Raw genomic sequence first — 25,652 nt, 5'->3', positions numbered from 1 at the left:
GGGCCACGTCGGTCGTCGGGGCCGTCCCGGGCACGGGGACCACGGCGGACCGTTGGTAAGATCAACGGGTCCCCCGCACCCCTCACGACGCGCCTGACCAGCGCCGCCCTGCGCCTGCCGGACGAGCTGGTCGCCACGCGCCGTGGGTGGTCGCACCTCTCCAGCCAGGGACGTGACCGTCCCGCGCAGGTGGGGTCGGACAGCGTCCCCCGGTCGTCGCCGACGACGTCCGGTCACATCGACAAGACCCGACCGACCCACCGCCCCCGACACGGACGGAGCCGGACGTGCTGCTGCTGCTGACGGTCCACCTCGCAGCGGCCCTCGTCGCGCCCGCGCTGTTCCGCCTCTGGGGGCGCAAGGCGTTCTGGGCGCTGGCCCTGGCGCCCGCGTCGGCCGCGGTCTGGGCGCTGGGCTGGACCAGCGAGGTGCAGGCGGGCCGCGGGCCCTCGCAGGTCGTCGAGTGGATCCCCGCGCTGGGGCTGGAGCTGAGCTTCCGGCTCGACACCCTGTCGTGGCTGATGACCCTGGTCGTCGGGGGCGTCGGCGCGCTCGTCCTCGTGTACTGCGCCGCCTACTTCTCGCCCACCGCGTCCGGCCTGGGCCGGTTCGGCGGGGTCTTCACCGCGTTCGCGGGGTCGATGCTCGGCCTGGTCACGGCCGACGACATGCTGCTGATGTTCGTGTTCTGGGAGCTGACGACGGTGACGTCGTACCTGCTCATCGGGCACTACGCCGACCGCAAGGCGTCCCGGCGCGCCGCCATGCAGGCGATCATCGTCACCACCGCGGGCGGGCTCGCCATGCTGGTGGGCGTCGTGATCCTGGGTCACGCCGCCGGCACGTACTCGCTGTCCGGGCTGATGGCCGACCCGCCGGCGGCCTCCACCGCTGTCGTGGCCGCCGTCGCGTGCCTGCTGGCCGGCGCGGCCACCAAGTCCGCGCTCATCCCGTTCCACTTCTGGCTGCCCGCCGCCATGGCCGCGCCGACGCCCGTCAGCGCGTACCTGCACGCCGCCGCGATGGTGAAGGCCGGCGTCTACCTGGTCGCGCGGTTCGCGCCCGCGTACGCGGAGCTGCCGGTGTGGCGCTGGACGATCGTGGTGCTGGGCGCCGGCACGCTCGTCCTCGGCGGGTACCGCGCGCTGCGGCAGCACGACCTCAAGCTGATCCTCGCGTTCGGCACGGTCAGCCAGCTCGGGCTCATCGTGCTGCTCGTCGGCCTCGGCACGCAGGCCACGGCCCTGGCCGGCCTGGCGATGCTCGGTGCGCACGCCATGTTCAAGGCGACGCTGTTCCTCGTGGTCGGCACGGTCGACGTCGCGTGCGGCACCCGTGACCTACGGCGCCTGTCCGGTGTGGGGCGCGCCCTGCCCTGGACGGCCGCGGCCGGCGGCCTGGCCACCGCCTCGATGATCGGCCTGCCGCCGTTCGCCGGGTACGTCGCCAAGGAGGCGGGCCTCGAGGGCGTCGCGCACCTCGAGGACGGCACGCTGGGCTGGATCGTCCTGGCCGCGGTGGTCGTCGGCTCGGCGCTGACCGTCGCCTACGGCCTGCGGCTGTGGTGGGGCGCGTTCGCGACCAAGGGCGCCCTGGTCCCGCAGTCCAAGACCCAGGACTCCGAGGGTGTCGCCACGACCACGTCGCTCGCCGCGGGCGGCGACGAGTCGGTGGCACCCGCCCCCGTCACGCGCCCGTCGTTCCTCCTCACCGCGCCCGCGCTGGTCCTGTCCTTCCTCGGCCTGGCGGTCGCGCTGCTGCCGCACCTCGGGGAGCAGCTGCTCGAGCCCTACGCGGCCACGTACCCGCTGGGCGAGCCCGGCCACCTGCTGCTGTGGGGCGGGTTCGGCCTGGTGCTCTGGCTCACGGTCGGCATCCTCGGGGCGGGCGGGCTGCTGTTCCTCGCACGCGACAAGGTGGAGCGCTGGCAGGCGCGTGTCCCGCACCTGCTCGAGGCGGACCTCACGTACCGCCGCTTCATGCGCAAGCTCGACGACTTCGCCGCGGACGTCACCGCGATCACCCAGCGCGGGTCGCTGCCGCTGTACCTCGGCATCATCCTCACCACCTGGGTCGTCGCCGTCGGCGGTGCGCTGCTGACCGGCACGTCGTGGCCGCAGGAGGTGCGCCCCTGGGACTACGCGGCCCAGACGGTGTTCGCGGCGGCCTCGATCGTCGCGGCGATCCTGGTCGCCCGCGCGCGTCGCCGCCTCAAGGCCGTCATCCTGGCCGGCATCAGCGGTTACGCCATCGCCGGCATGTTCCTGCTCTACGGCGCCCCGGACCTCGCGGTCACGCAGGTGCTGGTCGAGACGGTCACGCTCGTCGTCTTCGTGCTGGTGCTGCGCCGCCTGCCCCCGTACTTCTCGGACCGGCCGCTGGCCACGTCCCGCTGGGTCCGGCTCGCGCTGGCCCTCGCGGTCGGGCTCGTCGTCGCCGGGGTCGCCCTGGTCGCCCCGTCGGCACGCGTGCACGCGCCGGTCTCCGCGGACTTCGCCACCGAGGCCTACGAGTTCGGCGGCGGCAAGAACATCGTCAACGTCACGCTCGTCGACATCCGCGCGTGGGACACGATGGGCGAGATCTCGGTGCTGCTCGTCGCGGCCACCGGTGTCGCCTCCCTGGTGTTCCTGTCCGCCCGCGGCGGGCGCATCTTCCGGGAGCGCGAGGCCCCGGCGGACCGCTCGGTGTGGGGCGGGTCGCCCGACCCGATGGCGTCGCTGCGCCGCCCGCAGGCCGACGCCGACGCGGACACGCCGCCCCCCTCGCGCGGCAGCGCCCCCGTGGGCGGGTCACGCGCCCGGGAGTGGCTGCGCGCCGGACGCACCGTCGCCCCCCAGCGCCGCTCGGTGATCTTCGAGGTCGTCGTGCGCCTGCTGTTCCACACGATGATCGTGTACTCGGCGTTCCTGCTGTTCAGCGGGCACAACCAGCCCGGCGGCGGGTTCGCGGCCGGTCTGGTCACGGGCATCGCGCTGGCCGTGCGGTACCTCGCGGGCGGGCGCTACGAGCTCGGTGAGGCCGCGCCGGTGCAGCCCGGTGTGCTGCTGGGCACGGGCCTGTTCCTGTCCGCCGGCGCCGGCCTGGCCGCGCTGGTCGTCGGCGGCAACGTGCTGGAGTCCTGGATCCTCGAGTTCCAGCTGCCGATCTGGGGCGACGTCAAGCTCGTCACCAGCCTGTTCTTCGACGTGGGGGTGTACCTGGTGGTCGTCGGCCTGGTGCTCGACATCCTGCGCAGCCTGGGTGCCGAGATCGACCGGCGGGCCGAGTCCGGCGAGGACGACGTGCCGGACCACGCCGTCAGCGGCGACGACCAGCTCGTGCTGCTGCGCGGGCTCAACGCCTCCGGGTACGACCCGGTGGAGCGGCGCTCGGACGACTTCTCCGGCGGACCGGGCGCGGGGGGTGCCGCGTGACCGACATCGTCATGAGCCCCAACATCGTCTTCGTCGTGACGATCGCCGCGCTGTTCACGGTCGGCGTGTACCTGGTCCTCGAGCGCAGCCTCACGCGCATCCTGCTGGGCATCATCCTGCTCGGGAACGGCACGAACCTGCTGATCCTCGTCGCCGGTGGGGCCGCCGGGGCGCCCCCGATCATCGGGGTCGCGTCCGACCGCCCCATGAGCGACCCGCTGCCGCAGGCGCTGATCCTCACGGCCATCGTCATCACGCTCGGGCTGACGGCGTTCCTGCTGGCCATGGCGTACCGGTCGTGGCAGCTGCACCGCCACGACGAGGTGCAGGACGACGTCGAGGACCGGCGCATCGCCCGCCTCGCGGCGCGTGACGAACGCGCCTTCGAGGACGACGACACCGAGTCCGAGGGCGAGACGCTCGACGAGGAGGCCGCCGCCGCCCGCGACGAGATGGACGAGGGAGAGGCCTTCGACGGGGCGCCCGCCGAACGGCCGCCGCCGGCCACCAGCCACACGCACGGGGAGGAGGGACGATGACCGACTGGAGCTGGCTCGTCCCCCTGCCCGTGGTCCTGCCGCTGTCGGCGGCGGGCCTGGCGCTCGCGCTCTACCGCAGGCCCCGGCTGCAGCGCATCGTCTCGCTCGTGACCCTGGCGCTCGTCGCCGTGGTGTCCGGTGCGCTGCTCGTGCTGGCCGACTCGGGGCCGGTCGTCGTGGAGGTCGGGGACTGGGCGGCGCCGGTGGGCATCAGCCTCGTCGCCGACCGCCTGTCGGCCCTCATGCTCACGGTCTCGTCCGTGGTGATCCTCTGCGTCCTGGTGTACTCGCTGGCGCAGGGCCGGGAGGACGGGGAGCGGTTCGCCCCCATCTCGATCTTCCACCCCACGTACCTGGTGCTGTCGGCGGGCGTCGCCAACGCGTTCCTGTCGGGCGACCTGTTCAACATCTACGTCGGCTTCGAGATCCTGCTCGCCGCGTCGTACGTGCTCATCACGCTGTCGGGCACCACCGAGCGCATCCGCGCGGGCACCATCTACGTGGTCGTCGCGATCCTGTCGTCGGTGCTCTTCCTCGTCGCGATCGCGGCGGTGTACGCGGCGACGGGCACCGTGAACCTCGCGCAGCTCGCGCTGCGCCTGCCGGAGGTCGACCCCGGCGTGCGCACCATGCTGCAGGCGATGCTGCTGCTGGCCTTCGGCATCAAGGCGGCCGTGTTCCCGCTGTCGTCCTGGCTGCCGGACTCCTACCCGACCGCGCCCGCGCCGGTCACGGCCGTGTTCGCGGGCCTGCTGACCAAGGTCGGCGTCTACGCGATCATCCGCACCCAGACCCTGCTGTTCCCCGGCGGGCAGCTCGACGACATCCTCATGGGCGTCGCCCTGGCCACGATGCTCGTGGGCATCCTGGGGGCGGTCGCGCAGGACGACGTCAAACGTCTGCTCTCGTTCACCCTCGTCAGCCACATCGGCTACATGGTGTTCGGGGTCGCGCTGGGCAGCGTGCTCGGCTGGACCGCGGCCATCTACTACGTCGTGCACCACATCACCGTGCAGACGGCCCTGTTCCTCGTCGTCGGCCTGATCGAACGCTTCGGCGGGACCACGTCGCTCGACCGGCTGGGCGGGCTCGCCAAGATGACGCCGGTGCTGGCCGTGCTGTTCTTCGTGCCCGCGATGAACCTCGGCGGCATCCCGCCGTTCTCCGGGTTCCTCGGCAAGGTCGGGCTGCTCGAGGCGGGTGTCGCGCTCGGGACCCCGCTGGGGTACGCCCTGGTCGTCGGGTCGGTCGTCACCTCGCTGCTCACCCTGTACGCGCTGATCAAGGCGTGGAACAAGGCGTTCTGGCAGAGCCCGCCGGAGGAGCTGCCGGCCAACCACGTGCCCGCGCACATGGTGGTCCCCACGGCGACCCTGGTCGTCGTCAGCCTGGCGCTCACCGTCTTCGCCGGACCGCTGTACGCGTACACGGGCCGGGCCGCCCAGACCCTCGCGGACCGCTCGCCGTACATCGAGGCGGTGCTGCCCGACGGGGAGCGCGGCGAGGGCGAGTCGCAGCGCGCGGCCGAGGACTCGGAGGTCGACGAGGACGTGGTGCCCGCGACGCAGGACGCCGAGAGCGGCGGGGGTGACCGGTGAGCCTGCACCCGCGCCGCGCCGGCTGGCGCTTCCAGTGGGCCACCGTGCTGTGGCTCACCGTCGTGTGGGTCCTGCTGTGGGGCCAGGTCACCTGGGGCAACGTCGTCAACGGCGTGCTGCTGGGCCTGCTGGTCACCGCCGGCCTGCGCATGACGCGCGTCGAGTTCCGCGGCCGCGTCCACCCCGTCGGGCTGCTCGTGCTGCTGGGCCGGTTCGCGCTCGACCTGGTCCGCGCGTCGTTCGAGGTCAGCCTGGTCGCGCTGCGGCCGCGGCACACCCCGCGCGGTGCGGTGATCTGCGTGCAGCTGCGCAGCCACTCGGACCTGTACCTCACGCTGACCGCCGAGCTCGTCTCGCTGGTCCCCGGCTCGATCATCGTCGAGGCGCACCGACTCACGGGGCGGCTGTACGTGCACGTCCTGGACGTCGAGACCAGCGGTGGTGTCGAGAAGGCGCGGCAGAACGTGCTCGACCAGGAGGCGCGGCTGCTGCGCGCGCTCGCGTCCGACGAGGAGCTCGCGGAGGCGGGGCTGCAGCGCTCGCGCCGCGCGGGGGAGGTGACGTCCCGGTGAACGTGTTCGACGTCGTCGTCGGCGTCTGCGGCGTCCTGCTGACGCTCGGTGCGCTGCTCGCGATCGTGCGGGCCGAGAAGGGCCCGTCGATGCTCGACCGCACGGTCGCGCTCGACATCGTCGTCACGACGATGATCGCCGCGATCGCCCTGTACGCGGCCTACTACCGGCGCGCCGACGTCGTTCCGCTGCTCGTGGTGCTGTCCCTCGTGGGCTTCGTCGGGTCGGTCACCGTCGCGCGGTTCGCCGCCGTCGAGCCCGAGGGCGAGGGGCGGGTGCGCACGCGCGAGGAGGTCGCCGCCGAGGAGGCCGAGAAGCGCCGCCTCGAGCAGGAGGAGGAGCAGGCGCGCCGCCGCCGGCGTCGCGCCGCCGAGGACGCCGCCGCGGACGGGGCGGGCGCGCGCGAGCCCGCGGTCCACGAGGCCGTGGCCCCGAGCGCCCGCGAGACCGTCGAGAAGGAACCGGACCCCGAGCACCACGGCGGCCCGGCCGACGAGGAGACGCGATGAGCCAGGACACGTGGGGCACCGTGGCGGACGTCGCCTCGATCGTCTGCCTGCTGGGCGGCGCGTTCTTCGCGTTCGCCGCCGGGGTCGGCGCCCTGCGCTTCCCCGACCTGCTGTCGCGCATGCACGCCGGCACGAAGCCGCAGGTGCTCGGGCTGATCCTCGTGCTGATCGGCCTGGCGCTGCGCCTGCGCGAGGGCGGGGCCGTGTGGGCCCTGGTGCTCGTCGCGATCTTCCAGATGCTCACCGCACCCGTCGCCGCGCACATGGTCGGCCGGGCGGGCTTCCGCACCGGCAAGGTCCGCAACGACCTGCTGGTGGTCGACGAGCTGTCCCGCGACCTCGGGGAGACGCGCCCCGGCCGGACGCCCGGGGACGACTGAGCGGTCCCCGGGCGTCGCAGCAGCGGGTCAGCGCCGGGCGGCGCGCCCGGCGAGCTTCGCGGCGCCGCGCGTCGCCAGCACGCGCGACAGCGAGATCGCGGCACCGCTGATCGCCGCCGCGGTCGCGACCTCGCCGAACTTGATGTCGGGCTCCGTGGAGTCCGGCGACGGCGGCTTGTGCCCCTTGGTCCTGGTCCAGACCGCGTCGATCAGCTTCTGGACCGCCCACGCGGCGACGAGGGTGACCCCCGCGCCCACGATCTTCGCGGTCATCGACTGCTTGTTCCCGTCGTCCGACATGTTCTCCTCCGTCGTCGTCGCCTGCAGGGACGCTACCCGGGATCCGGCCGGCGCACAGGTCGGGGCTAGGATCGTCCGCGAACGACAGGGGAGCGTCGGTCGCCGGTGACGGTGGCAGGACGCTGAGAGTGCGGACCACCGCAGACCCTCGAACCTGATCCGGGTGATACCGGCGTAGGGAGTCGGGCTTGTCTCTCCTCCCGTGGTGTCGTCCGTGCGGCGAGCGCCGTGGGACGGCGGCGCGGGACCCCTCCGACGACGACGGAGGACCACACGCATGACCACCCCCCGGGCGCGCAGCCCTCAGCACGGCAGCCCTCAGCACGGCACGACCCGGCGCCGCACCACCCCGGCCCGGCGCGCGGCGGCGGGCCTCGTCGCCACCGCCGGCCTCGTCGCGCTGACGGCCTGCTCCGCCGTCGGCAGTGGCGCGGCGGACGACCCGACGGACGGCGCCGGCACCGTCACGCTGGTGACGCACGAGTCCTTCGCGCTGTCCGACGGTCTGCTCGAGCAGTTCGAGGAGGAGTCGGGGCTGCGCGTCGAGGTGGTGCAGCAGGCCGACGCGGGCGCCCTGGTGAACCAGCTCGTGCTCACCAAGGACGCCCCGCTGGGCGACCTGGTGTTCGGCATCGACAACGCGTTCGCGTCGCGCGCGCTCGACGAGGGCGTCCTGGTGCCGGCCGAGCTCACGGCCCCGGCGGCGCAGGACGCCGCCGCGTACGCGGTGCCCGGCGACGACGCCGGAGCGCTGACCGCGGTGGACCTCGGTGACGTCTGCCTCAACGTCGACACGGCCTGGTTCGCGGAGCGCGGCGTCCCGGAGCCCACGACGCTCGAGTCGCTGCTGGACCCGGCGTACCGCGACCTCGTCGTGGTGCCGGACCCCGTCACGTCGTCCCCGGGGCTGGCGTTCCTGCTCGCCACCGTCGGGGCGTTCGGCGAGGACGGCTGGGCGGACTACTGGGCGGGCCTGCGGGACAACGGCCTGCAGGTGGCCGACGGGTGGTCCGAGGCGTACTACACCGACTTCACCGCCGGCGGCGGCGACGGCCCGCGGCCCGTCGTGCTGTCCTACGCGTCGTCGCCGCCGTTCACGGTGCCCGACGGTGCCGACGCCCCGACCACCCGCGCGCTGCTCGACACGTGCTTCCGCCAGGTGGAGTACGCGGGTGTGCTGGCGGGTGCCGCCAACCCGGAGGGTGCCGCGGCGCTGCTCGACTTCCTGCTCTCGGACGACGTCCAGGCGGACATCCCGGGGTCGATGTACATGTACCCCGTGAGCTCGACGGTCGAGCTGCCGCAGGAGTGGGCCGCGTGGGCCCCGCTGGCCGACGACCCGTTCGAGGTCGCACCCGCCGACGTCACCGCGCACCGCGAGCAGTGGCTCGCCACGTGGTCCGACACGGTGATCGGCTGACCGTGCCCGTCCCCGCCGCGGCGCTCGCCGTCGACCCCGCCGACCCGCACCCGGGCCCCCGCCCCGGTGCCGGGCCGGCGGGTGGCGGCGCGCCGCGGCGACGCGGACCGCGCACCGGGTGGGGCGTCCGCGTGGCGTGGGCCGTGGCGGCCGGTCTGCCTCTGCTCTTCCTCGCGGTGTTCTTCGTGTGGCCCGTCGCGGAGATCGTCGGGCGGGGGTTCGTCGCCGACGGGCGCCTCGACCTGACCGGGTTCGGTGACGTGCTCACCCGCCCGCGGACGTGGCGCGTGGTCGGGCAGACGCTCGCGCAGGCCGGGCTGGGGACCCTGGGCGCCGTGCTGCTGGGCGTGCCGGGCGCGTACCTGCTGTACCGCTGCCGGTTCCCCGGGCGCGGGGCGCTGCGCGCGTTCGTCACGGTGCCGTTCGTGCTGCCCACGGTCGTGGTCGGCGTCGCCTTCCGCTCGCTGCTGGTGGACGGCGGCCTGCTGGGCGGGCTGGGCCTGGACGGCTCGTTCGCGGCGATCGTCCTGGCGCTGGTGTTCTTCAACTACGCGGTGGTGGTGCGCACCGTCGGCGGCCTGTGGGAGCGGCTCGACCCGCGAGCCGAGCAGGCGGCCCGGGCACTCGGTGCCTCGCCGTGGCGCGTGCTGCGGACGGTGACGCTGCCGGCGCTGGGCCCCGCGATCGCCTCCGCGGCGTCCCTGGTGTTCCTGTTCTGCGCGACCGCGTTCGGCACGGTCCTGGTGCTGGGCGGGCGCCGGTACGGCACGGTCGAGACCGAGATCTGGATCCAGACCACGCAGTTCCTCGACCTGCGTGCCGCCGCCGTGCTGTCCGTCGTGCAGCTCGTCGTGGTCGTGGCGGCGCTCGCCCTGGCCGGGCGCGCCCGCGCCCGCACCGAGGCGGCCCCCACCCTCGGCGGTACCGCGGCGGACGCCCGCCCCGTGCGGCTGCGCGACCCGATCGACGCCGTCGCGGTCGCCGTCACTGCGCTCACCGTCGCCGGGCTGCTCGCGCTGCCGCTGGTGCACCTCGTCGTGCGCTCGCTGCGCACCCCGCGCGGTTGGGGCCTGGACAACTACGCCGCACTGGCCGTGCCGCAGGACACGCTGGCCGTCAGCGCGTGGCAGGCCGCCGGGACGTCGGTGCGCACCGCCGTCGACGCCACCGTGCTCGCCCTGGTGGTCGGCGGGCTCGTGGCCCTGCTCGTGTCGCGCCGCCCGCGGCGCACCGCCGCCCGCCGGGCCGTCGCCGGGCTGGACGCGCTGTTCATGCTGCCGCTCGGGGTGTCGGCCGTGACCGTCGGCTTCGGGTTCCTGGTGTCGATGGACGCACCGCTGGGGCTGCCCGTGGACCTGCGGACCAGCCCCGTGCTGGTCGCGGTGGCGCAGGCCGTCGTCGCCGTGCCCCTGGTGGTGCGCACCGTGCTGCCCGTGCTGCGTGCCGTGGACCCGCGGCAGCGTGAGGTCGCCGCGACCCTGGGTGCCGCACCCGGACGGGTGCTGCGGACGGTGGACCTGGCGGTCGCGCTGCGGGCCGTCGGGCTGGCGCTCGGGTTCGCGTTCGCCGCGTCGCTGGGGGAGTTCGGTGCCACGTCGTTCCTGGCGCGGCCGCAGGACCCGACGCTGCCCGTCGTGATCTTCCGGCTGCTGGGGCGCCCCGGGGCCGAGAACTACGGCGCCGCACTGGCGGCGTCGGTGCTGCTCGCCGCCCTGACGGCGAGCATCGTGGCGGTGTGCGAGCGGCTGCGCCGCCCCGGGACCGGAGGTGCGTGGTGAGCGACGGGCTGCAGGTCGCGGAGGTCGTCGTGCGGTACCCCGGGGCGGCGTCCGCGGCCGTCGCGGGGGTGGACCTGAGCGTGCCGACCGGGGAGGTCGTCGCGCTGCTGGGACCCTCCGGCTGCGGCAAGTCCTCGCTGCTGCGCGCGGTGGCGGGGCTCGAGCCGCTGTCCGGGGGTGACGTGGCCTGGGACGGCGTCTCGGTGGTGGACGTCCCGGTGCACCGGCGCGGGTTCGGCCTGCTGTTCCAGGACGGCCAGCTCTTCGCGCACCGCGACGTCACGGGCAACGTCGCGTACGGGCTGCCGGCCACGGTGCGGCGGGACCGTGCCGCCCGCGAGGCCCGGGTGGCCGAGCTGCTCGACCTCGTCGGGCTGCCCGGCACGCAGCGCCGCGCCGTGGGCACGCTGTCCGGCGGTGAGCGGCAGCGGGTCGCGCTCGCGCGCGCGCTCGCCCCCCGGCCCCGGCTGCTGCTGCTCGACGAGCCGCTGTCCGCACTGGACCGTGCGCTGCGCGAGCGCCTCGCCGCGGACCTGCGCGCGGTGCTGACGGCGACCGCGACGACGGCCCTGTTCGTCACGCACGACCAGGACGAGGCGTTCGCGGTGGCCGACCGGGTGGCCGTCATGGCCGCGGGCCGGCTGCTGCAGGTCGCCGCGCCCGCCGAGCTGTGGGCGCGGCCCGCGTCCCGGGACGTCGCGCGGTTCCTCGGCTATGAGGCGTTCGTGGCCGTGCCCGGCCCCGGTACCGGCGCGCCGCCGGCCGTGCGGGCCCTCGTCTCCGCGGTCGACGCGGCGGGGACGGCGCCGGTGCGCGCCGGGGGTGTGCTGGCGCTGGCGGCCGGGGCGTTCGTCGTCGCGCCCGACGTCGGGGGTGACGCGCGCACCGCCGACGTCACCGGCACCGTGCACGCGCTGCGCTCGCGCCGCGGACGCACCGAGGTCGTGGTCGACGTCGACGGCGTCGGACGCGTCAGCGCGCTCGCACCGGCGGGGTGGACGTGCCCCCCGGGGGTGCGTGTCGCCCTGCACGCCGACGCCGCTGCGGTCGCCGGGCTCCCGGGCTAACGTCGGAGCCACCGGGCACCGCAGCCCGGCGCACCGAGAGCAACGAGGTGGCCGCCCATGGAGCTCCAGCCGCGTGAGGTCGTGTCGGTCGACGTCCACGCCCCCGCCGACACCGTCTGGGAGCACCTGCGGGACCCGCGCCTGATCCGGCGGTGGTTCGGCTGGGACTATGACGGCCTGGACGCGGAGATCGCCCAGATCTTCCGCGACGAGGCGCGGGAGCACCACCACGGTGGCTCCACGCGCTCCCTGCTGTGGCCCCACCACGACCGGATGACCGTGACCGCGCTGGACGACGCGCGCTCCCGGGTGAGCGTCACGCGCCGCAGCCACGACGGCCTGTCGACGTTCGACGGGGTCTTCGACGAGATGGACGAGGGCTGGATCCAGTTCGTCCACCAGCTGGCGTTCGCGCTCGACGTGCACCCCGGGGAGGACCGCGTCACCCTGCTGGCGCACGGCCTGGACGCCGGCGACCGCCACGACCCCCTGCTGTTCCGCGCCGGGCTGCACGGTGTGCGGGGCCTGCCGGTGCGGGCGCACGTGGAGGCCGCCCGGCCCGACGGGTCGCGCGTGGGCGGCACGCTCGTCTACAAGTCGGAGCACCAGGTGGGCATCCACCTGCACGGCATCGCCGAGTCGCTGCTCGTGCTGCTCATCAGGCCGCCCGTCGAGCGCCCGCCGCACGGCACCGTCGACGTCACGATGTCCACCTACGGCCTCGACGACGCGGTGATGGCCGAGGCGCGGCGTCGCTGGGACGGCTGGTGGTCGGTCGCCCCGCAGCCCGCCGCAGGCGCGTGAGCGTCAGAGCGTCGTCTGCCAGACCCCGGAGCCGCCGGCCGGTCGGAAGCCCAGCGCCACGTTGATGGCGAGCATCCAGCGGTTCTCCTCGGCGTTCCACGTGCTGATGCGCCTGACCGACGGCCGGCGGCGGGCCAGCTCCTGCAGCTGCACGGCCTTGACGAGCATGCCCAGGCGGTGGCCGCGGTGCTCGCGCTGCACCAGGGTGTCCTCCTGCCACACGAACTCGTCGGTGTGCGACGGTGCCAGCAGCTGGGAGTAGGCGACGAGGCGGCCGGTGGGCACGTGCTCGACGGCCGTGGTCAGCAGCTGCTCGCCCCGCTCCAGGGTCTCCGCGTCCTCGCTGCGCACCCGCGCCGCGTCCCAGGCCTCCTGGCCCACGTCCAGACCGGCGGTCGGCTCGTCGGTGCTCATGCTGGTGCGCAGCGCGGCGAGCTGGTCGGCCCACGCGTCGGGTGTCGCGTCCTGCCAGGTGACGGTCCGGTAGTCGGGTCCCGCGACCGCGGCGGCAGCAGCCCGGTGCGCCTCGACGGCGTCCGGGTCGAGCGGCAGCTCCAGCCGCGAGTGGCGGGCCACCTGCTCGAGCCGCCAGCCGCGCGCCAGCGCGAACCGCACCGCGGGGTCGTCGCGCGACAGCAGGCCCGAGCCGGTCGGGGCGCCCAGGGCGCCCGGGCCGGGCGACGGCTCGACGTCCTGCTCGGTCTCCGCCATGAGGTGCGTGCGGCCCTCCGCGCGGGCGGCGTCGAGCACCGCCGCGTGCAGCGCGGCACCCACGCCGCGGCCCCGGTGCGCCGGGCGGACGGAGACGCCGAGCCACCCGGTGTGCGTGTTGTCCGTCTGCGGCAGGTCCAGGCCGGCCGTGCCCAGCACGCGGGCCGGGTCAGGGGCGTCGGTGGTGTCGTCGACCGCGAGGACCCGCAGCCGTCGCGTGTACTCGCCGTGGCGCAGCAGCGACAGGGCGCGCGGTGCGGTGATCGCGAAGTCGTCCGTGCCCCACGTCGCGCGGATCGTCTCGTTGCGCACCTCGACCATCCCGTGCAGGAGCCATGCGTCGGGGGCGTCGAGGGACTCGGGCACGGGCATCTCGCGCAGGGACCAGGTCGTCATGCGTCCAGCATCCGCACACCGGCGTCCCGTGTCGACGTCTTTGCGCAGGTGGGGCGACCGGTGGGGCGTAACCTGCGACCGTGCCGTGGTGGGAGGTCGTGGGCTGGGTCGGGTCGGTGCTCGTCGTCCTGTCGCTGATGCAGGCCCGCGTGTGGCGGTTCCGCGTGATGAACCTGGTCGGAGCCGTGCTGGCCACCGCGTACAACGCGGTCTTCGGCATCTGGGCGTTCGCCGCGATGAACGGGGCGATCGCGGTCATCGACGTGTACTGGCTGTGGCGCCTGGGCCGCGAGCGCGGCGACGAGGCCGTGTACGCGGTGGTCGAGGTGGCCCCGGACGACGCGTACCTGCGGCACGTGCTCGCGGTGCACGCGGCGGACGTCGCGCGGCACCGCACGGCACCGGCCCCGGGCGTCGAGGACGCGGGCCCGGTCGGCGACGGACCGGGCGTCGACCTCGCGTTCCTCGTCGTGCGCGGCGACGAGACGGTCGGTGTCGTCCTGGTGCGCGACGCCGGTGACGGCACGGGCGTCGTCGTGCTCGACTGGGTGACGCCGCGGTTCCGTGACTTCACGCCGGGGGAGTTCGTGTACCGGCACTCGGACGTCTTCGCCGCGCACGGTCTGCGGCGGCTGGTCGTGCCGACCACCCCGCCCGGGTCGGTGCGCTACCTGGAGCGCGTCGGCTTCCGACAGATGGACGGGCGCGTCTGGGAGCGCCCGGTCGACGTGCGCTGACGCACGCGTCACCCGCGCCGCGCGCTCCGGCCGGTGCGTCTCAGGTCCGGTGCACGTCGGTGACCAGCACGTCCACCGTGACGACCGCACCGGGCAGGTCGGGGTCACCGAGGACGTCGCGCAGGTGGTGCAGCACCGCGCGGCGGACGTCGGCCGCCAGCGGGGCGAGCGGCTGCAGGTAGGCGGCCGAGACCTCGACCAGCGCCTCCTCGAGGGCGTCGTCGGCACCGGTGCGGAACATGACGCGCCGCACCCGCAGCCGCCGGTCGGGCTCCAGCAGGGCGCGCACCGACGTGCGCAGCGCGCCCGCGGTGACGGTGTACGCGCCGCGGGGGTGCCGGCCCCGCACGGGCTGGGTGGGCCGCACGGCGGCGAGGGCCGAGGCGAGCAGCCGCGGGGCGACGGCCACCCAGCCGGCGTCGGTGTGCGTGCGCAGCTGCGCCGTGGCCAGGGCGAGCAGGTCGTCGCCCGGAGGTGGTGCGTCGTCGTTCATCGCCATGCGGCGAACCTCCTGCTCAGCGTGTGGCGGGCGCGCTCGAGCGCGCCGCGCACCGCCGCGTGGCTGGTGCGCAGCGCGTGCGCGGCGTCGGCGTAGGACAGGCCCTCGACCTCGACCAGCAGCCAGACCGCGCGCTGCGGCCCCGGCAGGTCCAGCAGCGCACGGTCGAGCGCGGCCCGCAGGTCGGTGGCCAGCAGCCGCTCGACCGGATCGTCCCCAGGGGCGGCGCGGTCGGCCGCGGGACCCTGGTCGGGGTCGTCGACCGGGGACGGGACGTGGGCGCGGCGGCGGGCGGCGCGGCGCACGCAGTTGGTCTGGATGCCGAACAACCAGGTGCGCACGCCCGCCTCACCGCGGTACCCCTCGGCGCCGAGCCATGCGGCCGTCAGTGCGTCCTGCACCGCGTCCTCGGCGTCCTGGGCGGAGGGCAGCAGCCGCCGCGCGTACCGGTAGAGCGACGGACCGTGGCGCTCGACGAGCAGCGCGAACGCGGCGTGGTCGCCCAGTGCGGCGCGCTCGAGCAGCACGGCGTCGGGGCTCGCCGACGGCGCGACGTCGGCGGCGGGGGCCACGGGACCGCCGGCCGGGGGTGCCGGTCCGGCCGCGGGCGCAGCGACGGCACCGAGCGTAACGTGATCTACGTCACACCCGTCCGACCGTGACGTCCCTGCGCGAGGAGGCACTCACCCAGTGTCGGCGTGACCCTGCCGGCCGGCATCCGCGGCGTCCCGCACCGACGGGCCGCCGCACCACCGCACGAGGAGCACCCATGAGCGAGCAGACCACCACCCCGGCCGTCGTCACCGAGAACCGCGCCTCGCGCGTCGGCAACAGCGGCACCTCGGGCCCGTCCCGCACCGGGGGCGGCAGCACACCGCTGCAGACCGAGTACGGCACCACCAGCATCGCCGACGGCGTCGTCGCGAAGATCGCCGGCATCGCCGCAGCGGACGTCGCGGGCGTGCACTCGCTCGGCGGCGGCGCGGCGCGCGCGTTCAGCGCGATCCGCGAGCGCATCCCCGGCGGCACCACCAACCACGCACAGGGCATCAGCGTCGAGGTGGGCGAGCGTGAGGCCGCCATCGACGTCGACCTCGTGGCCGAGTACGGCGTCTCCGTCGTGGACCTCGCCGAGGGGGTCCGTCGCAACATCATCACGTCCGTGGAGCGCATGACCGGTCTGCACGTCATCGAGGTGAACATCAGCGTCAACGACGTCCACCTGCCGCAGGACGACCCGCAGCCCGAGCCGGCGCCCGAGCCGCGCGTGGCATGAGCACCGACCAGCCGGACGACGAGGAGCCCGTCGTCGTCGCGGTGCGGGAGGAGACGATCGTGGTCGTCGCGCCGCAGGGCGCGGGGCCGCAGGACGTCGACGTGGTGGACGTCGAGCCCGTCGCCGACCCTGCGGACGTGGCGGCGCAGGCCGTGCCACCTCCCGTGCCCGCGCTGCCCCTGCCCCCGGTCGCGGTGGGTGGCGCAGCGGCCCCGCCGGTCCCGGGCCCGACGCCGTCACCGTCCCCGGGCCCGTCACCGACCGCGCCGGTCCCGCCACCGCGCCCGCCCGACCCCGCCGAGCGGGCCGCCGCTGCCGCGCTCGCGGTGCCGGGGGTCGCGGGGCTGTACGGCGGGGCGTTCGGGGAGATCGCCACGCACCTGCCGGGACGGCGGGTGGCGGGCGTCCGCAGCCGCCGCACCCCGGACGGCGCCCGCACCGAGGTCCACGTCGTCGCCCGGCTCGGCGGTGACCTGCGCGAGCTCGCCGCGACCGTGCACCAGCGGGTGCACGACGCCGTGGGCGGGCAGGTGCACGTCGTGGTCGACGACCTGGCCCCCTGAGTCCTGGCGGCCCGTGGCGGTCGCCCCCCCACGCCCGTCCGATGGCCGCACGTCCCGAACCGAGGAGCACCCATGTCCCTGTCCCTGGCCGGTCTGCTGACCGGTCTGCTGCTGGCCCTCGCGGCGATCATCGGCGGTTTCAACGGCTTCCTGCTCGCCGTGGTGCTCGGCGCCGTCGGGTGGGTGGTGGGCGCCGTCGTCGAGGGCCGGATCGACCTGGCCGCCCTGACGGGGGGCCGTCGTGGCTGACACGGCGCCGCCGGGTGCCGCCGCACCCGCGGACGTCGCCGAGGACCCGGCGCGACGCGGTGCGCTCGACGTGGCGGACCGGGTCGTGCAGAAGGTCGCGGTGGCGGCCGCCGCCCGGGTGCCCGGCGTCGCGAGCACGTCGTCCGGCCTGCTCGGGCGGGACCTGCCCGCCGCGACCGCGCGGACGCGCGGGACGCGTGCGCAGGTCGAGGTGGACGTCGCCATCGCCTGGCCCGCATCGGCCGTCACGACCGCGCGCCGGGTACGGGAGGCGGTCGGTGACGCGGTGACGCGGTTCGCGGGGGTGCGGACCGATCGCGTCGACGTCCGGGTCGTGGCGGTCACCGACCCCGCACGCGTCGTCACGGAGCGTGTGCGGTGAGCGCGACGGCCGACTCGCGACGTGCCCGTGCACGCCGGCGGGCCGAGGACCCGGCTCCGACGTCGTGGCCGCCGGTGACGGAGGTCCCGGCCGCGGCCGCCCCCGACCCGGTCCCGCTCGCGGCACCGCGGCCCGCGGGCGCCGTGGCGTGGGTGGGCGTCGTGCTCGCGCTGGTCGCCCTGGGCCTCGCGGTCGTGCTGGTGCACGACGGGCTCGTGGCGCTGCGCGTGCTCGACGGCGGCTCGTGGGTGCTCAGTGCCGCGGACGCCGTCGGCGACATCCGGCCGACCTGGGAGGTCGCGCTGATCGGGGTGCTCGTCGGTCTGGTCGGGCTGCGCCTCGTGGTCATCGCGCTGCGCCGTCGCCGTCGCCCGGGGCTGCCGCTCGCCGCGGGCGGGGGGCAGTACCTGCTGGGTCAGGACGTGGCGAGGCTCGCGTCCGGGGCCGCCGCCCAGGTCGACGGGGTCCTCGAGGTCACGAGCACCTGGGGCCGGCGGGCCGTGACGGTCCGGGCGACGACCGACGGCGGGCCCGGGCTCGAGGGCCTGATCCGGGCCGCCGTGTCCGAGCGGCTCTCGGCCCTTGCGAAGGCGCCGCGGGTCGTGGTCCGCACGCGACGCAGCACCGACCCGGGGGGTGTCCGGTGACGCGCGGCGTGCGGGCCGTGAACCGGGCGGCTGCGCTGCTCGTCGGGCTCGTGCTGCTCGCGGCCGGGGTGGCGGCCGTGCTGTGGTGGTCCGGGCTGCTCGGTGACTGGTGGTCGCGGACGCCCAGCGCGCTGGACGCCGGGCGGGCCGACGAGGTGGTGGACCGGTCGTGGTTCGGCGGTGTGGCGACGGTCAGCGGTGTGCTGCTCGGACTGCTCGCGCTGTGGTGGCTGCTGGCGCACCTGCGCACCCCGCGTGTCCGCACGCTCGCTCTCAGCGGGTCGGACGGGTCGGGCCGGCTCACCCTGGACGCCGCGGCGCTGGCCGGGCACGTCGCGCAGGAGGCGCGGCGGCTGCCGGGGGTCGTCGGGGCGCGCGCGCAGCTCGACCGGGAGCGCGGCCGGGACGTGCTGGTCAGCACGCTGCAGGTCGACCCGCAGGCGGACCTGCCCGAGCTCGGGAAGGACGTCGCCGCGCTGGTCATGCGCGCGCGGGACGTCGGTGGGTTGCGCGGCATGTCCGCACGGACCCACCTGGCCGTCCGGCGCCGGGCGCGCGAGGGACCGCGCGTGCGGTGACCCCGCACGGGGCCACGCGCCGCACCCCGCGGCGGGGGAGACGCAGGACCGGGGCGGGGGGCCGGGCCGGTCCCGTCAGCCGCGGTGCCCCGGGTCGCGGGCCTGCCCGTCGGCGAGGTCGCGGGCCTGCGCGAGCCGCGTCTCCAGGTGGTGGCGCTCGGCGGTGTCCGGCACGAGGGCGAGCGCCCGCTCGAGCGCGTCGACCGCCTGCCGGCCCCGGCCGGCGCGCAGCAGCAGCTCGCCGCGCACAGCGGGCAGCCGGTGATGGTGCGCGAGGGCGTCGCCCAGGCCGTCGAGCACCGCGAGCCCCGCCTCCGGGCCGGCGGCCTCCGCCACGGCCACGGCCCGCGCGAGACGCACCACCGGGGAGCCCGTGCGGGTCTCGAGCACGGCGTAGAGGCGCGCCACCACGTCCCACCGGGTGTCCGCGGCGGTCGGTGCGGTGGCGTGCTCGGCCGCCGCGAGCGCCTGCAGCCGGTGGTCCTCCGCCAGGCCGTCCAGCGGGGGCAGGGCTCTGAGCAGGCCCACCGCCTCGGCGATGTCGTCGTGGTGCCAGCGGCTGCGGTCCTGGTCGGGCAGCAGCACCAGGCGGCCGTCGTCGTCCAGCCGCGCGTCGCGGCGCGAGTGCTGCAGCAGCATCAGGGCGAGCAGGGCGTGCACCCGCGGCGACCCGCCCAGCAGCCGGTCCAGCTCGCGCGTCAGGCGCACGGCCTCGTCGGCCAGGTCCACGCGCAGCCCACCGGGCACGTCGGCGGGCTGGTACCCGGCGGTGAACAGCAGGTAGAGCACGGTGCTCACCGCGTCGAGCCGTTCCGCGAGCTGCCCGGGCGGCGGCACGACGAACGGCACGCCCGTCGCGGCCAGCCGCTTCTTGGCCCGGGTCAGGCGCGCGGACATCGCGGTGTGCTGCACCAGCTGCAGCCGCGCGATGTCGGCCGTCCCCAGCCCCACGACGAACCGCAGCGTCATGGCCACCCGGTCGGCCGGGGCGAGGGCCGGGTGGCAGCACGCCAGGACCAGGCGCAGCTGCTCGTCGGCGACGTGCGCGCCGGGGTCGTGCGTCGCGGCCGCCAGCGCGCGCATCTCGTCGTCGACCACCATGAGCGGCTCCTTGCGCCGGTGGACCGCCTGCGACCGCAGCCGGTCCAGCACCCGCCGGCGCGCGGCCGTCAGCAGCCACGCACCGGGGTTGGCCGGCACGCCGTCGCGCGGCCAGGTGCGGGCGGCGGCCTCGAACGCGTCGCCCGCGGCGTCCTCGGCCAGGTCGGGGCTGCCGAACTGCGCGACGAGCAGCGCGACGACGTGCGACCAGTGCGCGCGCCACGCGTCGCCCAGGGCGTGCGGGACGTCGCCCGCCGCCGGCCCGCCGGCCGGTGGTCCGGCAGGCGGGTGCGGCGGCGGGGTCGGACCAGGCGTCACGGCTCCACGCACTCCCGGATCTCGTGCGTCGTCTCCGGCAGCAGCCGCACCAGGCCCTCGAGCGTGGGCACGTCCGGCGCCTCGACCAGGTAGAAGCCGCCGAGCTGCTCGGTGGTCTCCGCGAACGGCCCGTCGGTGACCTCGGTGGCGTCGCCGACGTGCCGCACGGTGCGGGCGTGCGCCACCCCGGCGAGCGCCTCGCACGCGAGGATCGTCACGCCGACGCCCGGCGCCTCCCGCGCGAACGCCTCGTGACCCCGGAAGTACCGGGCGCGGCCCTCGGCGTCCGCGCTGCGGTACGTCTCCTCGTCCTCGTAGACGAGGACGACGAGCTTCACGACGCCACCGACGCGGCGTCGGCGGTCGGTGCCGCCTGCGCGTCCTGCCCGCCCACGGGGCGCAGCTCGATGGTCCCGGGGTCGTTCTCCAGCAGTCCGGCGGCCAGGTGCAGCAGACCGTCCGGGTCGGCCGTGCGGATCAGGTAGAACCCGCCGAGCTGCTCGGTGAGCTCCGCGAACGGGCCGTCGCTCAGCTCCGGCCCGTCCGCACCGACGCGCAGCAGGCGTCCGGCGGTCGGGCTCGCCAGCTCCTCACCCCCGAGGATCTCGTGGCCGTGCGCGGCGCAGTCGGCGGCGAACCGCTCGTGCGCCGCGTAGGACGCACCCAGGTCGAGGCAGGCGTCGGGGTCGCCCCACAGCAGCAGGGTCCAGGTGCGCGGTGTGCTCGTCATCGTGCGACCTCCGTCGTCGGGGGCACCCACTGTGCCCGCTCGTCTCCATGACGCGCGAGCAGGTGCGGATTCGACAGCGCCGTCATCCTGCGACCGGCGCCGCGTCGTGCACCATGCCGCGCACCTCGACCGTGCCGCGGCCCTCGGCCTCGACGAGCGGCGCGGCGAGCCGCAGCAGCGCGTCCGGGTCGTGCGTCCGCACCAGGTAGTACCCGCCCAGCTGCTCGGTGGTCTCGGTGTACGGGCCGTCGCAGAGGACCGGCTGCCCGACGGGGGTCATGCGGACCAACCGCGCCGCGGTGTGCGGCCCGAGCTCCTCACCGCCGACCACCCGGTGCCCCTGCTGCTCGCACGCGGTCACGAACGCGTCGTGGGCGGCGAACACCGCGTCGAGGTCGAACGCCCCGGCGGGGTCGCCCCGCAGCAGCACGAGGTGCAGGGGAGCGTCACCTGAGGCGGTGGGGCCCTCGGCCGCCCCGTCGTCGTGCAGCACCTCCGGGCGCAGCTCGAGGGTGCCGCCGTCGTGGGTGACCAGCGGTGCGGCGAGCCGCAGCAGGCCCTCGGGGTCCGCGGTGCGGATCCGGTAGAGGCCGCCGAGCTGCTCGGTGGTCTCGGCGTACGGACCGTCGGTCAGCCTCCCGCCGACGGTCAGCGTCCGCGCGGTCGCCGCGTCGGCGAGCTCCTTGGCCAGCAGGACCTCGTGGCCCTGCGCGGCGCAGTCGGCCTCGAACTTCTCGTGCGCCGCGTACGCGGCCCGGGGGTCGAGCAGCGCGTCGGGGTCGCCCCACAGCAGCATCAGGTACGTCGTCGGCGTCGTCATGGTGTCCTCCAGCGCGTTCTCGGGCACCCACTGTGCCCGGCACGCCCACGACGCGCGAGGACCACCGGATTCGACACCCCGCGCGCTACTCCACCCGTGCCATCCCGCGGGCCTCCAGCCCCGACTTGTCGGACAGCGCGACCTCCTTCATGAGGAACGCGATCACGAAGCCCAGCACGGCGAGCGGCACCAGGTACCAGAACGCCGGCGCGAGGGCCTGGGAGTACGCGTCGACGACGGCCTCGCGCAGCGCCGCCGGAAGCTCGCGCACCGCGTCCGGGGTGAGGGACTGCGCACCGAACCCCTGCGGCACGTCCCCGGGCGGCGCCTCGCGCAGCGCGTCACCCAGTTGCGTCCCCAGGCGGGCGGTGAAGACGGTGGAGAACACGCTGGTGCCGACGGCCGCGCCGATCTCCCGCAGGAAGTTGTTGGTCGACGTCGCGACGCCCACCAGGTCGGGGGACACCGAGTTCTGCACCGCGATGACGATCGTCTGCATCACGAACCCGAGGCCGAGCCCGAGGACGAAGATCATGGCGCCGAACGTCACCATCGAGATGTCGGCCGTCAGCTGCGTGAGCCAGGCCAGTCCGATCGCCGCGACCGCCATGCCGATGATCGGGAACGGCTTGTACCGCCCGCGCTGCGTGATGAGGAAACCCGAGCCGAGCGCCGTGATCATCAGGCCCACGGTCATCGGCAGCATCATCAGCCCCGCGTCCGTCGCGGTGGAGCCGCGCGCCATCTGCAGGAACGTCGGCAGGAACGACAGCGCCGCGAACATCGTCATGCCGAACAGCAGGGCGATGGTCACCGAGACGGTGAACGTGCGGCTGCGGAACAGGTGCAGGGGGATCAGGGGGTCGGCCGCGCGGGACTCCGCCACCAGGAAGGCGATCAGCGCGACGACGGTCACCACCACCAGGCCCCACAGCGCCGGGTTGCTCCAGTCGTACCGGCGGTCGGACGAGATCGTGCTCCAGCTGGTCAGGAAGACGATCCCCGAGGTCGTCAGGGTCAGCAGCACGGCGCCGAGGACGTCGAGGCGGGTCGTCGCCCGGCGCGTGGGCAGCCGCAGCCGGAACCACGCGATGCCCAGCGCCACCAGGGCGACGGGCACGTTGAGCCAGAAGCACCACCGCCAGCCCGGGCCGTCCGTGAACCAGCCGCCCAGCAGCGGGCCGATCACCGTGGCCACACCGAACACCGCGCCGATCGGCCCCATGAACTTGCCGCGGTCACGGGCGGAGACGATGTCGGCGATGATCGCCTGGCTGAGGATGACCAGGCCGCCGGCGCCCAGGCCCTGCAGGGACCGCCACACCACCAGCTCCGTGAAGGACCCGGCGAGCGCCGAGCCCGTCGACCCGACGAGGAACAGCACCAGCGCGACGAGGAACGGGGTCCGCCGACCCCACAGGTCGCCGACCTTGCCGTACACGGGCATCACGACGGCGATCGCCAGCAGGTACGCGGTGACGATCCAGCCCTCACGGTCGGCCGCGCCCAGGTCGCCGACGATGGTGGGCAGCGCCGTGCTCACCACGGACTGGTCCAGGGCGGACAGGAACATGGCGGCGAGCAGGGCGCTGAAGATGACGTAGACCGTGCCCCGGGACAGCACGAACTCCGGTTCGCCCGTGCCCGTCGGGGGGTGCGTGGTGCCGCTCATGGGCGTGTCCTGCCTGCGCGTCGGGACGCGGCGTCCACCGACCGTGCGGTGCGGCGTCGCGGGTGAGCACTGACGGGGCGCGCGGCCGGCAGTCGCACCCCCCTCGTCGAGTGTGCGTGCGGCACGTCGAGGGCGCACGGCGTGCGGGCGGCTCCGGGTGCGGGCGCCGTGGCGCGTGCCTACGGTGGCAGACGCCCGGCCACCCCGGGCGCACCCCACTCCCGAGGAGGCACCCATGTCCGACGCGGACCTCAGCGGCCGCCGCGTGCTGGCCGTCGTCACCAACTACGGCGTGGAGCAGGACGAGCTCGTCGTGCCCGTGGAGCACCTGCGCGGCGCCGGCGCGACCGTCGACGTCGCCGCCGTCGACGACGCCCCGATCGAGACGCTCGTCGGCGACAAGGACCCCGGACGCACGGTCCAGCCGACCCTCACCCTCGGCACGGTCGACCCCGACGCCTACGACCTCCTGCTGATCCCCGGGGGCACCCTCAACGCCGACAGCCTGCGCCTGCAGGACGAGGCCGTGAGCATGGTCAAGACCTTCGCGTCCTCGGGGCGGCCCGTCGCCGCCATCTGCCACGGGCCGTGGCTGCTGGTCGAGGCCGGCCTCGTCGGCGGCAAGCGCCTGACGTCGTATCCCTCGCTCACCACGGACGTGCGCAACGCCGGGGGCACCTGGGTCGACGCGGAGGTCGTCAGCGACGACGCGGCGGGCTTCACGCTGGTCACGTCGCGCACCCCTGAGGACCTGGACGCGTTCCTGCGCGAGGTCGACGCGGCGCTCGTGTCCCGCGGCGCCGGGGTGCTCGCCTCCTGACCGCCCCGACCCGCCCACCACCGACCAGGACGGCAGGTGCGCCCGTGCCCGTGACCAGCGCGGGGCTGCTGCTGCACCACGGCCGCGGCGCGTCGGCGCACGTGCTGATCGCCCACATGGGCGGCCCCTTCTGGGCGCGCAAGGACGAGCGGGCGTGGTCGGTGCCCAAGGGCGTCGTCGAGCCGGGTGAGGACGTCGAGGCCGCAGCACGCCGGGAGTTCCGCGAGGAGCTGGGCGTGCCGCCCCCGGACCTGCCGACCGTGGACCTGGGAGCGTTCCGCTACACCTCCGGCAAGGTCGTGCACGTGCTGGCGGTCGAGGTGCCGGCGGCGCTCGTCGGTTCGCCCGACGACCCTGCGTGCCCCGACCTGACGACCCGCCCCGGCATCAGCACCGCGCAGGTCGAGTGGCCCCCGCGCTCCGGGCGGCGCCTCGCCGTCCCCGAGGTCGACCGGGCCGCGTGGTTCCCGGTCGAGCAGGCCCGGCCGTTGCTGGTGGCCGGTCAGCAGCCGGTGCTCGACGCCCTGCTGGCGGCCACGGGGCCATGAGCCGGTGACCGCCCGGCGCCGCTGCGGCGGTGCCGAGCCGTCCGGCGTGCGCTCAGGCGTCGGGCGGCGGCGCCGCGGGGTCGTCGGGCGACGCGCCGGGGGTCCGCAGGAGCGCCATGTACGTCCCGGGCTCCACCGGGGCGAACCCGAACCGCTGGTACAGGCCGTGCGCGTCGGCGGTGGCCAGGACGACCCGGGGAAGGTCCATGGCCTCCAGGTGCGCGACGGTGCCGGCGACGAGCGCCGTGCCGATCCCGTTGCCGCGCTCCGCCTCGTCGACGAACACGTCGCACAGCCACGCGAAGGCCGCCCCGTCGGTGACGACACGGGCGAACGCGACCTGCCGCCCCGTCGCCCGCTCGAGGACGCCGAAGCACAGCGACCCGTCGATCGCGGCGTCCTGCACCGCGCGGGTGCGCCCGCGCGCCCAGTAGGAGCGCTCGGACAACCAGCGGTGCACCGTCGCGCGGTCGACGTCGGCCCGGTCGGACGTGAACCGGTAGCGGGTGGTGTCGAGGCCGGGGGCGTCCTGCGGGCCGGGCGTCGTCGCGTCGGTCGTCACCGGCGGGACGCTACCGGCCGGTGGGCGCCCGCGGGGCCGTCACCGGCGTCAGAGACCGTCCGGCCGCCGCTTCTGCGGCCCTGGCGTGCGGCCGTGCGCGAGGTCCTCGACGAACGTCGCGATGCGGCGGGCGCGGGTCTCGGGCCGTTTGGCCTCGCCCACGCGGTACAGGATCGAGTAGCGGTTGCCCGACGTCAGCACGTCGAACCAGGCGCGGGCCGCCGGGACGGCGTCGAGCGCGGCCGCGAGGTCGTCCGGCACCTCGATCGTGGCAGGCCCCCGGTAGGCCGCGTCCCAGCGCCCGTCGGAACGCGCGGCGGCCACCTGCGCGCGGCCCGCGTCGTGCATGCGGCCCTCGGCCTCGAGCCGCGCCACGCGCTCCACGTTGACCGCCGACCAGGCGCTGCGCGGGCGCCGCGGCGTCATCCGCTGGAACGAGCTGTGCTCGTCGCGGCGGCGGGCCTGGCCGTCGATCCAGCCGAAGCACAGCGCCTCCTCGACCGCCTGCACGTACGTCAGCGTCGTGACGTCGCCGCCCTTCTTGTGCAGGACGAGCCAGACCCCGGTGGGGTCCGTGTGGTGCTCCGCGAGCCACGCACGCCACGCGCTCGCGTCGGGGAGCAGCAGCTCCGGCAGGTCGTCGGCCACGGCACCATGCTG

30 protein-coding genes and 1 riboswitch are annotated in these 25,652 nt (G+C 75.5%); of the genes, 19 read left to right on the top strand and 11 right to left on the bottom strand.

Translation table 11 applies throughout. From position 1 onward, the window contains the following. The first annotated feature begins 287 nt into the window (after positions 1 to 287). From J1G43_RS00230 to mnhG, 6 genes are read left to right on the top strand one after another with little or no spacing between them, the layout of a single operon-like run. A complete protein-coding gene (locus J1G43_RS00230; RefSeq protein WP_207340236.1) occupies positions 288 to 3,416 on the top strand; it encodes a Na+/H+ antiporter subunit A in 3,129 nt (1,042 codons plus the stop codon). A gap of 11 nt (positions 3,417 to 3,427) precedes the next feature. After that, positions 3,428 to 3,955 (top strand): Na(+)/H(+) antiporter subunit C, encoded by a 528-nt coding sequence (locus tag J1G43_RS00225; RefSeq protein WP_207378240.1) that lies wholly within the window; start codon positions 3,428 to 3,430, stop codon positions 3,953 to 3,955. Continuing rightward, positions 3,952 to 5,553: a Na+/H+ antiporter subunit D gene (locus tag J1G43_RS00220; RefSeq protein WP_207340237.1), complete on the top strand. Its 1,602-nt coding sequence runs from the start codon at positions 3,952 to 3,954 to the stop codon at positions 5,551 to 5,553. The genes J1G43_RS00225 and J1G43_RS00220 overlap by 4 nt, the downstream gene beginning before the upstream one ends. Further along, positions 5,550 to 6,125, top strand: a complete 576-nt coding sequence (locus tag J1G43_RS00215) for a Na+/H+ antiporter subunit E (RefSeq protein WP_207340238.1) — start codon at positions 5,550 to 5,552, stop codon at positions 6,123 to 6,125. The genes J1G43_RS00220 and J1G43_RS00215 overlap by 4 nt, the downstream gene beginning before the upstream one ends. Beyond that, positions 6,122 to 6,634, top strand: coding sequence for a monovalent cation/H+ antiporter complex subunit F (locus tag J1G43_RS00210; RefSeq protein WP_207340239.1), 513 nt, complete (start codon positions 6,122 to 6,124; stop codon positions 6,632 to 6,634). The genes J1G43_RS00215 and J1G43_RS00210 overlap by 4 nt, the downstream gene beginning before the upstream one ends. Then, a complete protein-coding gene (gene mnhG / locus J1G43_RS00205; protein WP_207340240.1) occupies positions 6,631 to 7,014 on the top strand; it encodes a monovalent cation/H(+) antiporter subunit G in 384 nt (127 codons plus the stop codon). Before J1G43_RS00210 ends, mnhG begins: the two co-directional genes overlap by 4 nt. Before the next feature lie 27 nt (positions 7,015 to 7,041). Here mnhG and J1G43_RS00200 read toward each other — a convergent pair whose 3' ends face one another. Beyond that, positions 7,042 to 7,314 carry a DUF4235 domain-containing protein gene (locus tag J1G43_RS00200; RefSeq protein ID WP_207340241.1) on the bottom strand — a complete coding sequence of 91 codons (273 nt, stop codon included), beginning with the start codon at positions 7,312 to 7,314 and terminating at the stop codon, positions 7,042 to 7,044. Positions 7,315 to 7,390: 76 nt separating this feature from the next. Continuing rightward, positions 7,391 to 7,512, top strand: a riboswitch (TPP riboswitch). Positions 7,513 to 7,591: 79 nt separating this feature from the next. Here J1G43_RS00200 and J1G43_RS00195 point away from each other — a divergent pair. Genes J1G43_RS00195 through J1G43_RS00180 form a run of 4 tightly spaced genes read left to right on the top strand, consistent with a single transcriptional unit; the run spans position 7,592 to position 12,383 of the window. Continuing rightward, complete coding sequence (locus J1G43_RS00195) at positions 7,592 to 8,734, top strand: thiamine ABC transporter substrate binding subunit (RefSeq protein WP_207377710.1); 1,143 nt, start codon at positions 7,592 to 7,594, stop codon at positions 8,732 to 8,734. 2 nt (positions 8,735 to 8,736) lie between these two features. Further along, positions 8,737 to 10,512, top strand: coding sequence for an iron ABC transporter permease (locus J1G43_RS00190; RefSeq protein ID WP_207377709.1), 1,776 nt, complete (start codon positions 8,737 to 8,739; stop codon positions 10,510 to 10,512). Next, complete coding sequence (locus J1G43_RS00185; protein WP_207377708.1) at positions 10,509 to 11,579, top strand: ABC transporter ATP-binding protein; 1,071 nt, start codon at positions 10,509 to 10,511, stop codon at positions 11,577 to 11,579. Before J1G43_RS00190 ends, J1G43_RS00185 begins: the two co-directional genes overlap by 4 nt. Before the next feature lie 57 nt (positions 11,580 to 11,636). Beyond that, positions 11,637 to 12,383, top strand: a complete 747-nt coding sequence (locus J1G43_RS00180) for a hypothetical protein (RefSeq protein WP_207369572.1) — start codon at positions 11,637 to 11,639, stop codon at positions 12,381 to 12,383. 3 nt (positions 12,384 to 12,386) lie between these two features. Here the strand turns inward: J1G43_RS00180 and J1G43_RS00175 are convergent, their stop codons facing one another. Continuing rightward, positions 12,387 to 13,490 carry a GNAT family N-acetyltransferase gene (locus J1G43_RS00175; RefSeq protein ID WP_207377707.1) on the bottom strand — a complete coding sequence of 368 codons (1,104 nt, stop codon included), beginning with the start codon at positions 13,488 to 13,490 and terminating at the stop codon, positions 12,387 to 12,389. Positions 13,491 to 13,570: 80 nt separating this feature from the next. Between J1G43_RS00175 and J1G43_RS00170 the strand changes: the two genes are divergently transcribed. After that, positions 13,571 to 14,227, top strand: coding sequence for a hypothetical protein (locus J1G43_RS00170; protein ID WP_207377706.1), 657 nt, complete (start codon positions 13,571 to 13,573; stop codon positions 14,225 to 14,227). A 40-nt stretch (positions 14,228 to 14,267) separates the two neighbouring features. On the opposite strand, the gene J1G43_RS00165 is transcribed toward J1G43_RS00170, so the two are convergent. Both J1G43_RS00165 and J1G43_RS00160 read right to left on the bottom strand, forming a co-directional pair. After that, positions 14,268 to 14,726: a hypothetical protein gene (locus J1G43_RS00165; protein WP_207369569.1), complete on the bottom strand. Its 459-nt coding sequence runs from the start codon at positions 14,724 to 14,726 to the stop codon at positions 14,268 to 14,270. Next, positions 14,717 to 15,298, bottom strand: a complete 582-nt coding sequence (locus tag J1G43_RS00160) for an RNA polymerase sigma factor (protein ID WP_207340249.1) — start codon at positions 15,296 to 15,298, stop codon at positions 14,717 to 14,719. The genes J1G43_RS00165 and J1G43_RS00160 overlap by 10 nt, the downstream gene beginning before the upstream one ends. 197 nt (positions 15,299 to 15,495) lie before the next feature. On the opposite strand from J1G43_RS00160, the gene J1G43_RS00155 reads away from it, so the two are divergent. The 6 genes from J1G43_RS00155 (at position 15,496) to J1G43_RS00130 (ending at position 18,421) form a co-directional block, all read left to right on the top strand. After that, the gene (locus J1G43_RS00155; protein WP_207340250.1) at positions 15,496 to 16,002 is read left to right on the top strand and encodes an Asp23/Gls24 family envelope stress response protein; all 507 of its coding nucleotides are present in this window, start codon (positions 15,496 to 15,498) and stop codon (positions 16,000 to 16,002) included. Next, on the top strand, positions 15,999 to 16,565 hold the full coding sequence (locus tag J1G43_RS00150) for a hypothetical protein (protein WP_207340251.1): 567 nt from the start codon (positions 15,999 to 16,001) through the stop codon (positions 16,563 to 16,565). Before J1G43_RS00155 ends, J1G43_RS00150 begins: the two co-directional genes overlap by 4 nt. A 72-nt stretch (positions 16,566 to 16,637) precedes the next feature. Continuing rightward, positions 16,638 to 16,814 (top strand): DUF2273 domain-containing protein, encoded by a 177-nt coding sequence (locus J1G43_RS00145; RefSeq protein ID WP_207340252.1) that lies wholly within the window; start codon positions 16,638 to 16,640, stop codon positions 16,812 to 16,814. After that, entirely contained in the window at positions 16,807 to 17,196 is a 390-nt protein-coding gene (locus J1G43_RS00140) for an Asp23/Gls24 family envelope stress response protein (protein WP_207340253.1), read from the top strand. Before J1G43_RS00145 ends, J1G43_RS00140 begins: the two co-directional genes overlap by 8 nt. Next, positions 17,193 to 17,843: a DUF6286 domain-containing protein gene (locus J1G43_RS19495; RefSeq protein WP_207369567.1), complete on the top strand. Its 651-nt coding sequence runs from the start codon at positions 17,193 to 17,195 to the stop codon at positions 17,841 to 17,843. The genes J1G43_RS00140 and J1G43_RS19495 overlap by 4 nt, the downstream gene beginning before the upstream one ends. After that, the gene (locus J1G43_RS00130) at positions 17,840 to 18,421 is read left to right on the top strand and encodes a hypothetical protein (RefSeq protein WP_207340255.1); all 582 of its coding nucleotides are present in this window, start codon (positions 17,840 to 17,842) and stop codon (positions 18,419 to 18,421) included. The genes J1G43_RS19495 and J1G43_RS00130 overlap by 4 nt, the downstream gene beginning before the upstream one ends. A 75-nt stretch (positions 18,422 to 18,496) precedes the next feature. On the opposite strand, the gene J1G43_RS00125 is transcribed toward J1G43_RS00130, so the two are convergent. The 5 genes from J1G43_RS00125 to J1G43_RS00105 all read right to left on the bottom strand — a co-directional run bounded on the left by J1G43_RS00125 (position 18,497) and on the right by J1G43_RS00105 (position 23,062). Then, positions 18,497 to 19,840, bottom strand: coding sequence for a DUF6596 domain-containing protein (locus J1G43_RS00125; protein WP_207377705.1), 1,344 nt, complete (start codon positions 19,838 to 19,840; stop codon positions 18,497 to 18,499). Then, entirely contained in the window at positions 19,837 to 20,178 is a 342-nt protein-coding gene (locus J1G43_RS00120; RefSeq protein WP_207340257.1) for a YciI family protein, read from the bottom strand. Before J1G43_RS00120 ends, J1G43_RS00125 begins: the two co-directional genes overlap by 4 nt. Beyond that, positions 20,175 to 20,570, bottom strand: coding sequence for a YciI family protein (locus J1G43_RS00115; RefSeq protein ID WP_207377704.1), 396 nt, complete (start codon positions 20,568 to 20,570; stop codon positions 20,175 to 20,177). The genes J1G43_RS00120 and J1G43_RS00115 overlap by 4 nt, the downstream gene beginning before the upstream one ends. A gap of 82 nt (positions 20,571 to 20,652) precedes the next feature. Beyond that, the gene (locus J1G43_RS00110; protein ID WP_207377703.1) at positions 20,653 to 21,417 is read right to left on the bottom strand and encodes a YciI family protein; all 765 of its coding nucleotides are present in this window, start codon (positions 21,415 to 21,417) and stop codon (positions 20,653 to 20,655) included. A gap of 58 nt (positions 21,418 to 21,475) precedes the next feature. After that, entirely contained in the window at positions 21,476 to 23,062 is a 1,587-nt protein-coding gene (locus tag J1G43_RS00105) for an MDR family MFS transporter (RefSeq protein ID WP_207369563.1), read from the bottom strand. A 235-nt stretch (positions 23,063 to 23,297) separates the two neighbouring features. On the opposite strand from J1G43_RS00105, the gene J1G43_RS00100 reads away from it, so the two are divergent. Next, a complete protein-coding gene (locus J1G43_RS00100) occupies positions 23,298 to 23,882 on the top strand; it encodes a type 1 glutamine amidotransferase domain-containing protein (RefSeq protein WP_207340261.1) in 585 nt (194 codons plus the stop codon). 44 nt (positions 23,883 to 23,926) lie between these two features. Beyond that, complete coding sequence (locus tag J1G43_RS00095; RefSeq protein WP_207369562.1) at positions 23,927 to 24,430, top strand: NUDIX domain-containing protein; 504 nt, start codon at positions 23,927 to 23,929, stop codon at positions 24,428 to 24,430. 52 nt (positions 24,431 to 24,482) lie between these two features. Here J1G43_RS00095 and J1G43_RS00090 read toward each other — a convergent pair whose 3' ends face one another. Next, positions 24,483 to 24,992, bottom strand: a complete 510-nt coding sequence (locus tag J1G43_RS00090; RefSeq protein ID WP_207377702.1) for a GNAT family N-acetyltransferase — start codon at positions 24,990 to 24,992, stop codon at positions 24,483 to 24,485. Between the two features lie 48 nt (positions 24,993 to 25,040). Further along, complete coding sequence (locus J1G43_RS00085) at positions 25,041 to 25,640, bottom strand: YdeI family protein (protein WP_207369560.1); 600 nt, start codon at positions 25,638 to 25,640, stop codon at positions 25,041 to 25,043. Positions 25,641 to 25,652: the final 12 nt, after the last annotated feature.

It is taken from the genome of Cellulomonas sp. zg-ZUI22 (assembly GCF_017353535.1).
Taxonomy (GTDB): domain Bacteria; phylum Actinomycetota; class Actinomycetes; order Actinomycetales; family Cellulomonadaceae; genus Cellulomonas; species Cellulomonas wangleii.
The sequence above is the reverse complement of the archived record's forward strand: the minus strand, read 5'-3'. Positions and strand labels throughout refer to the sequence as shown.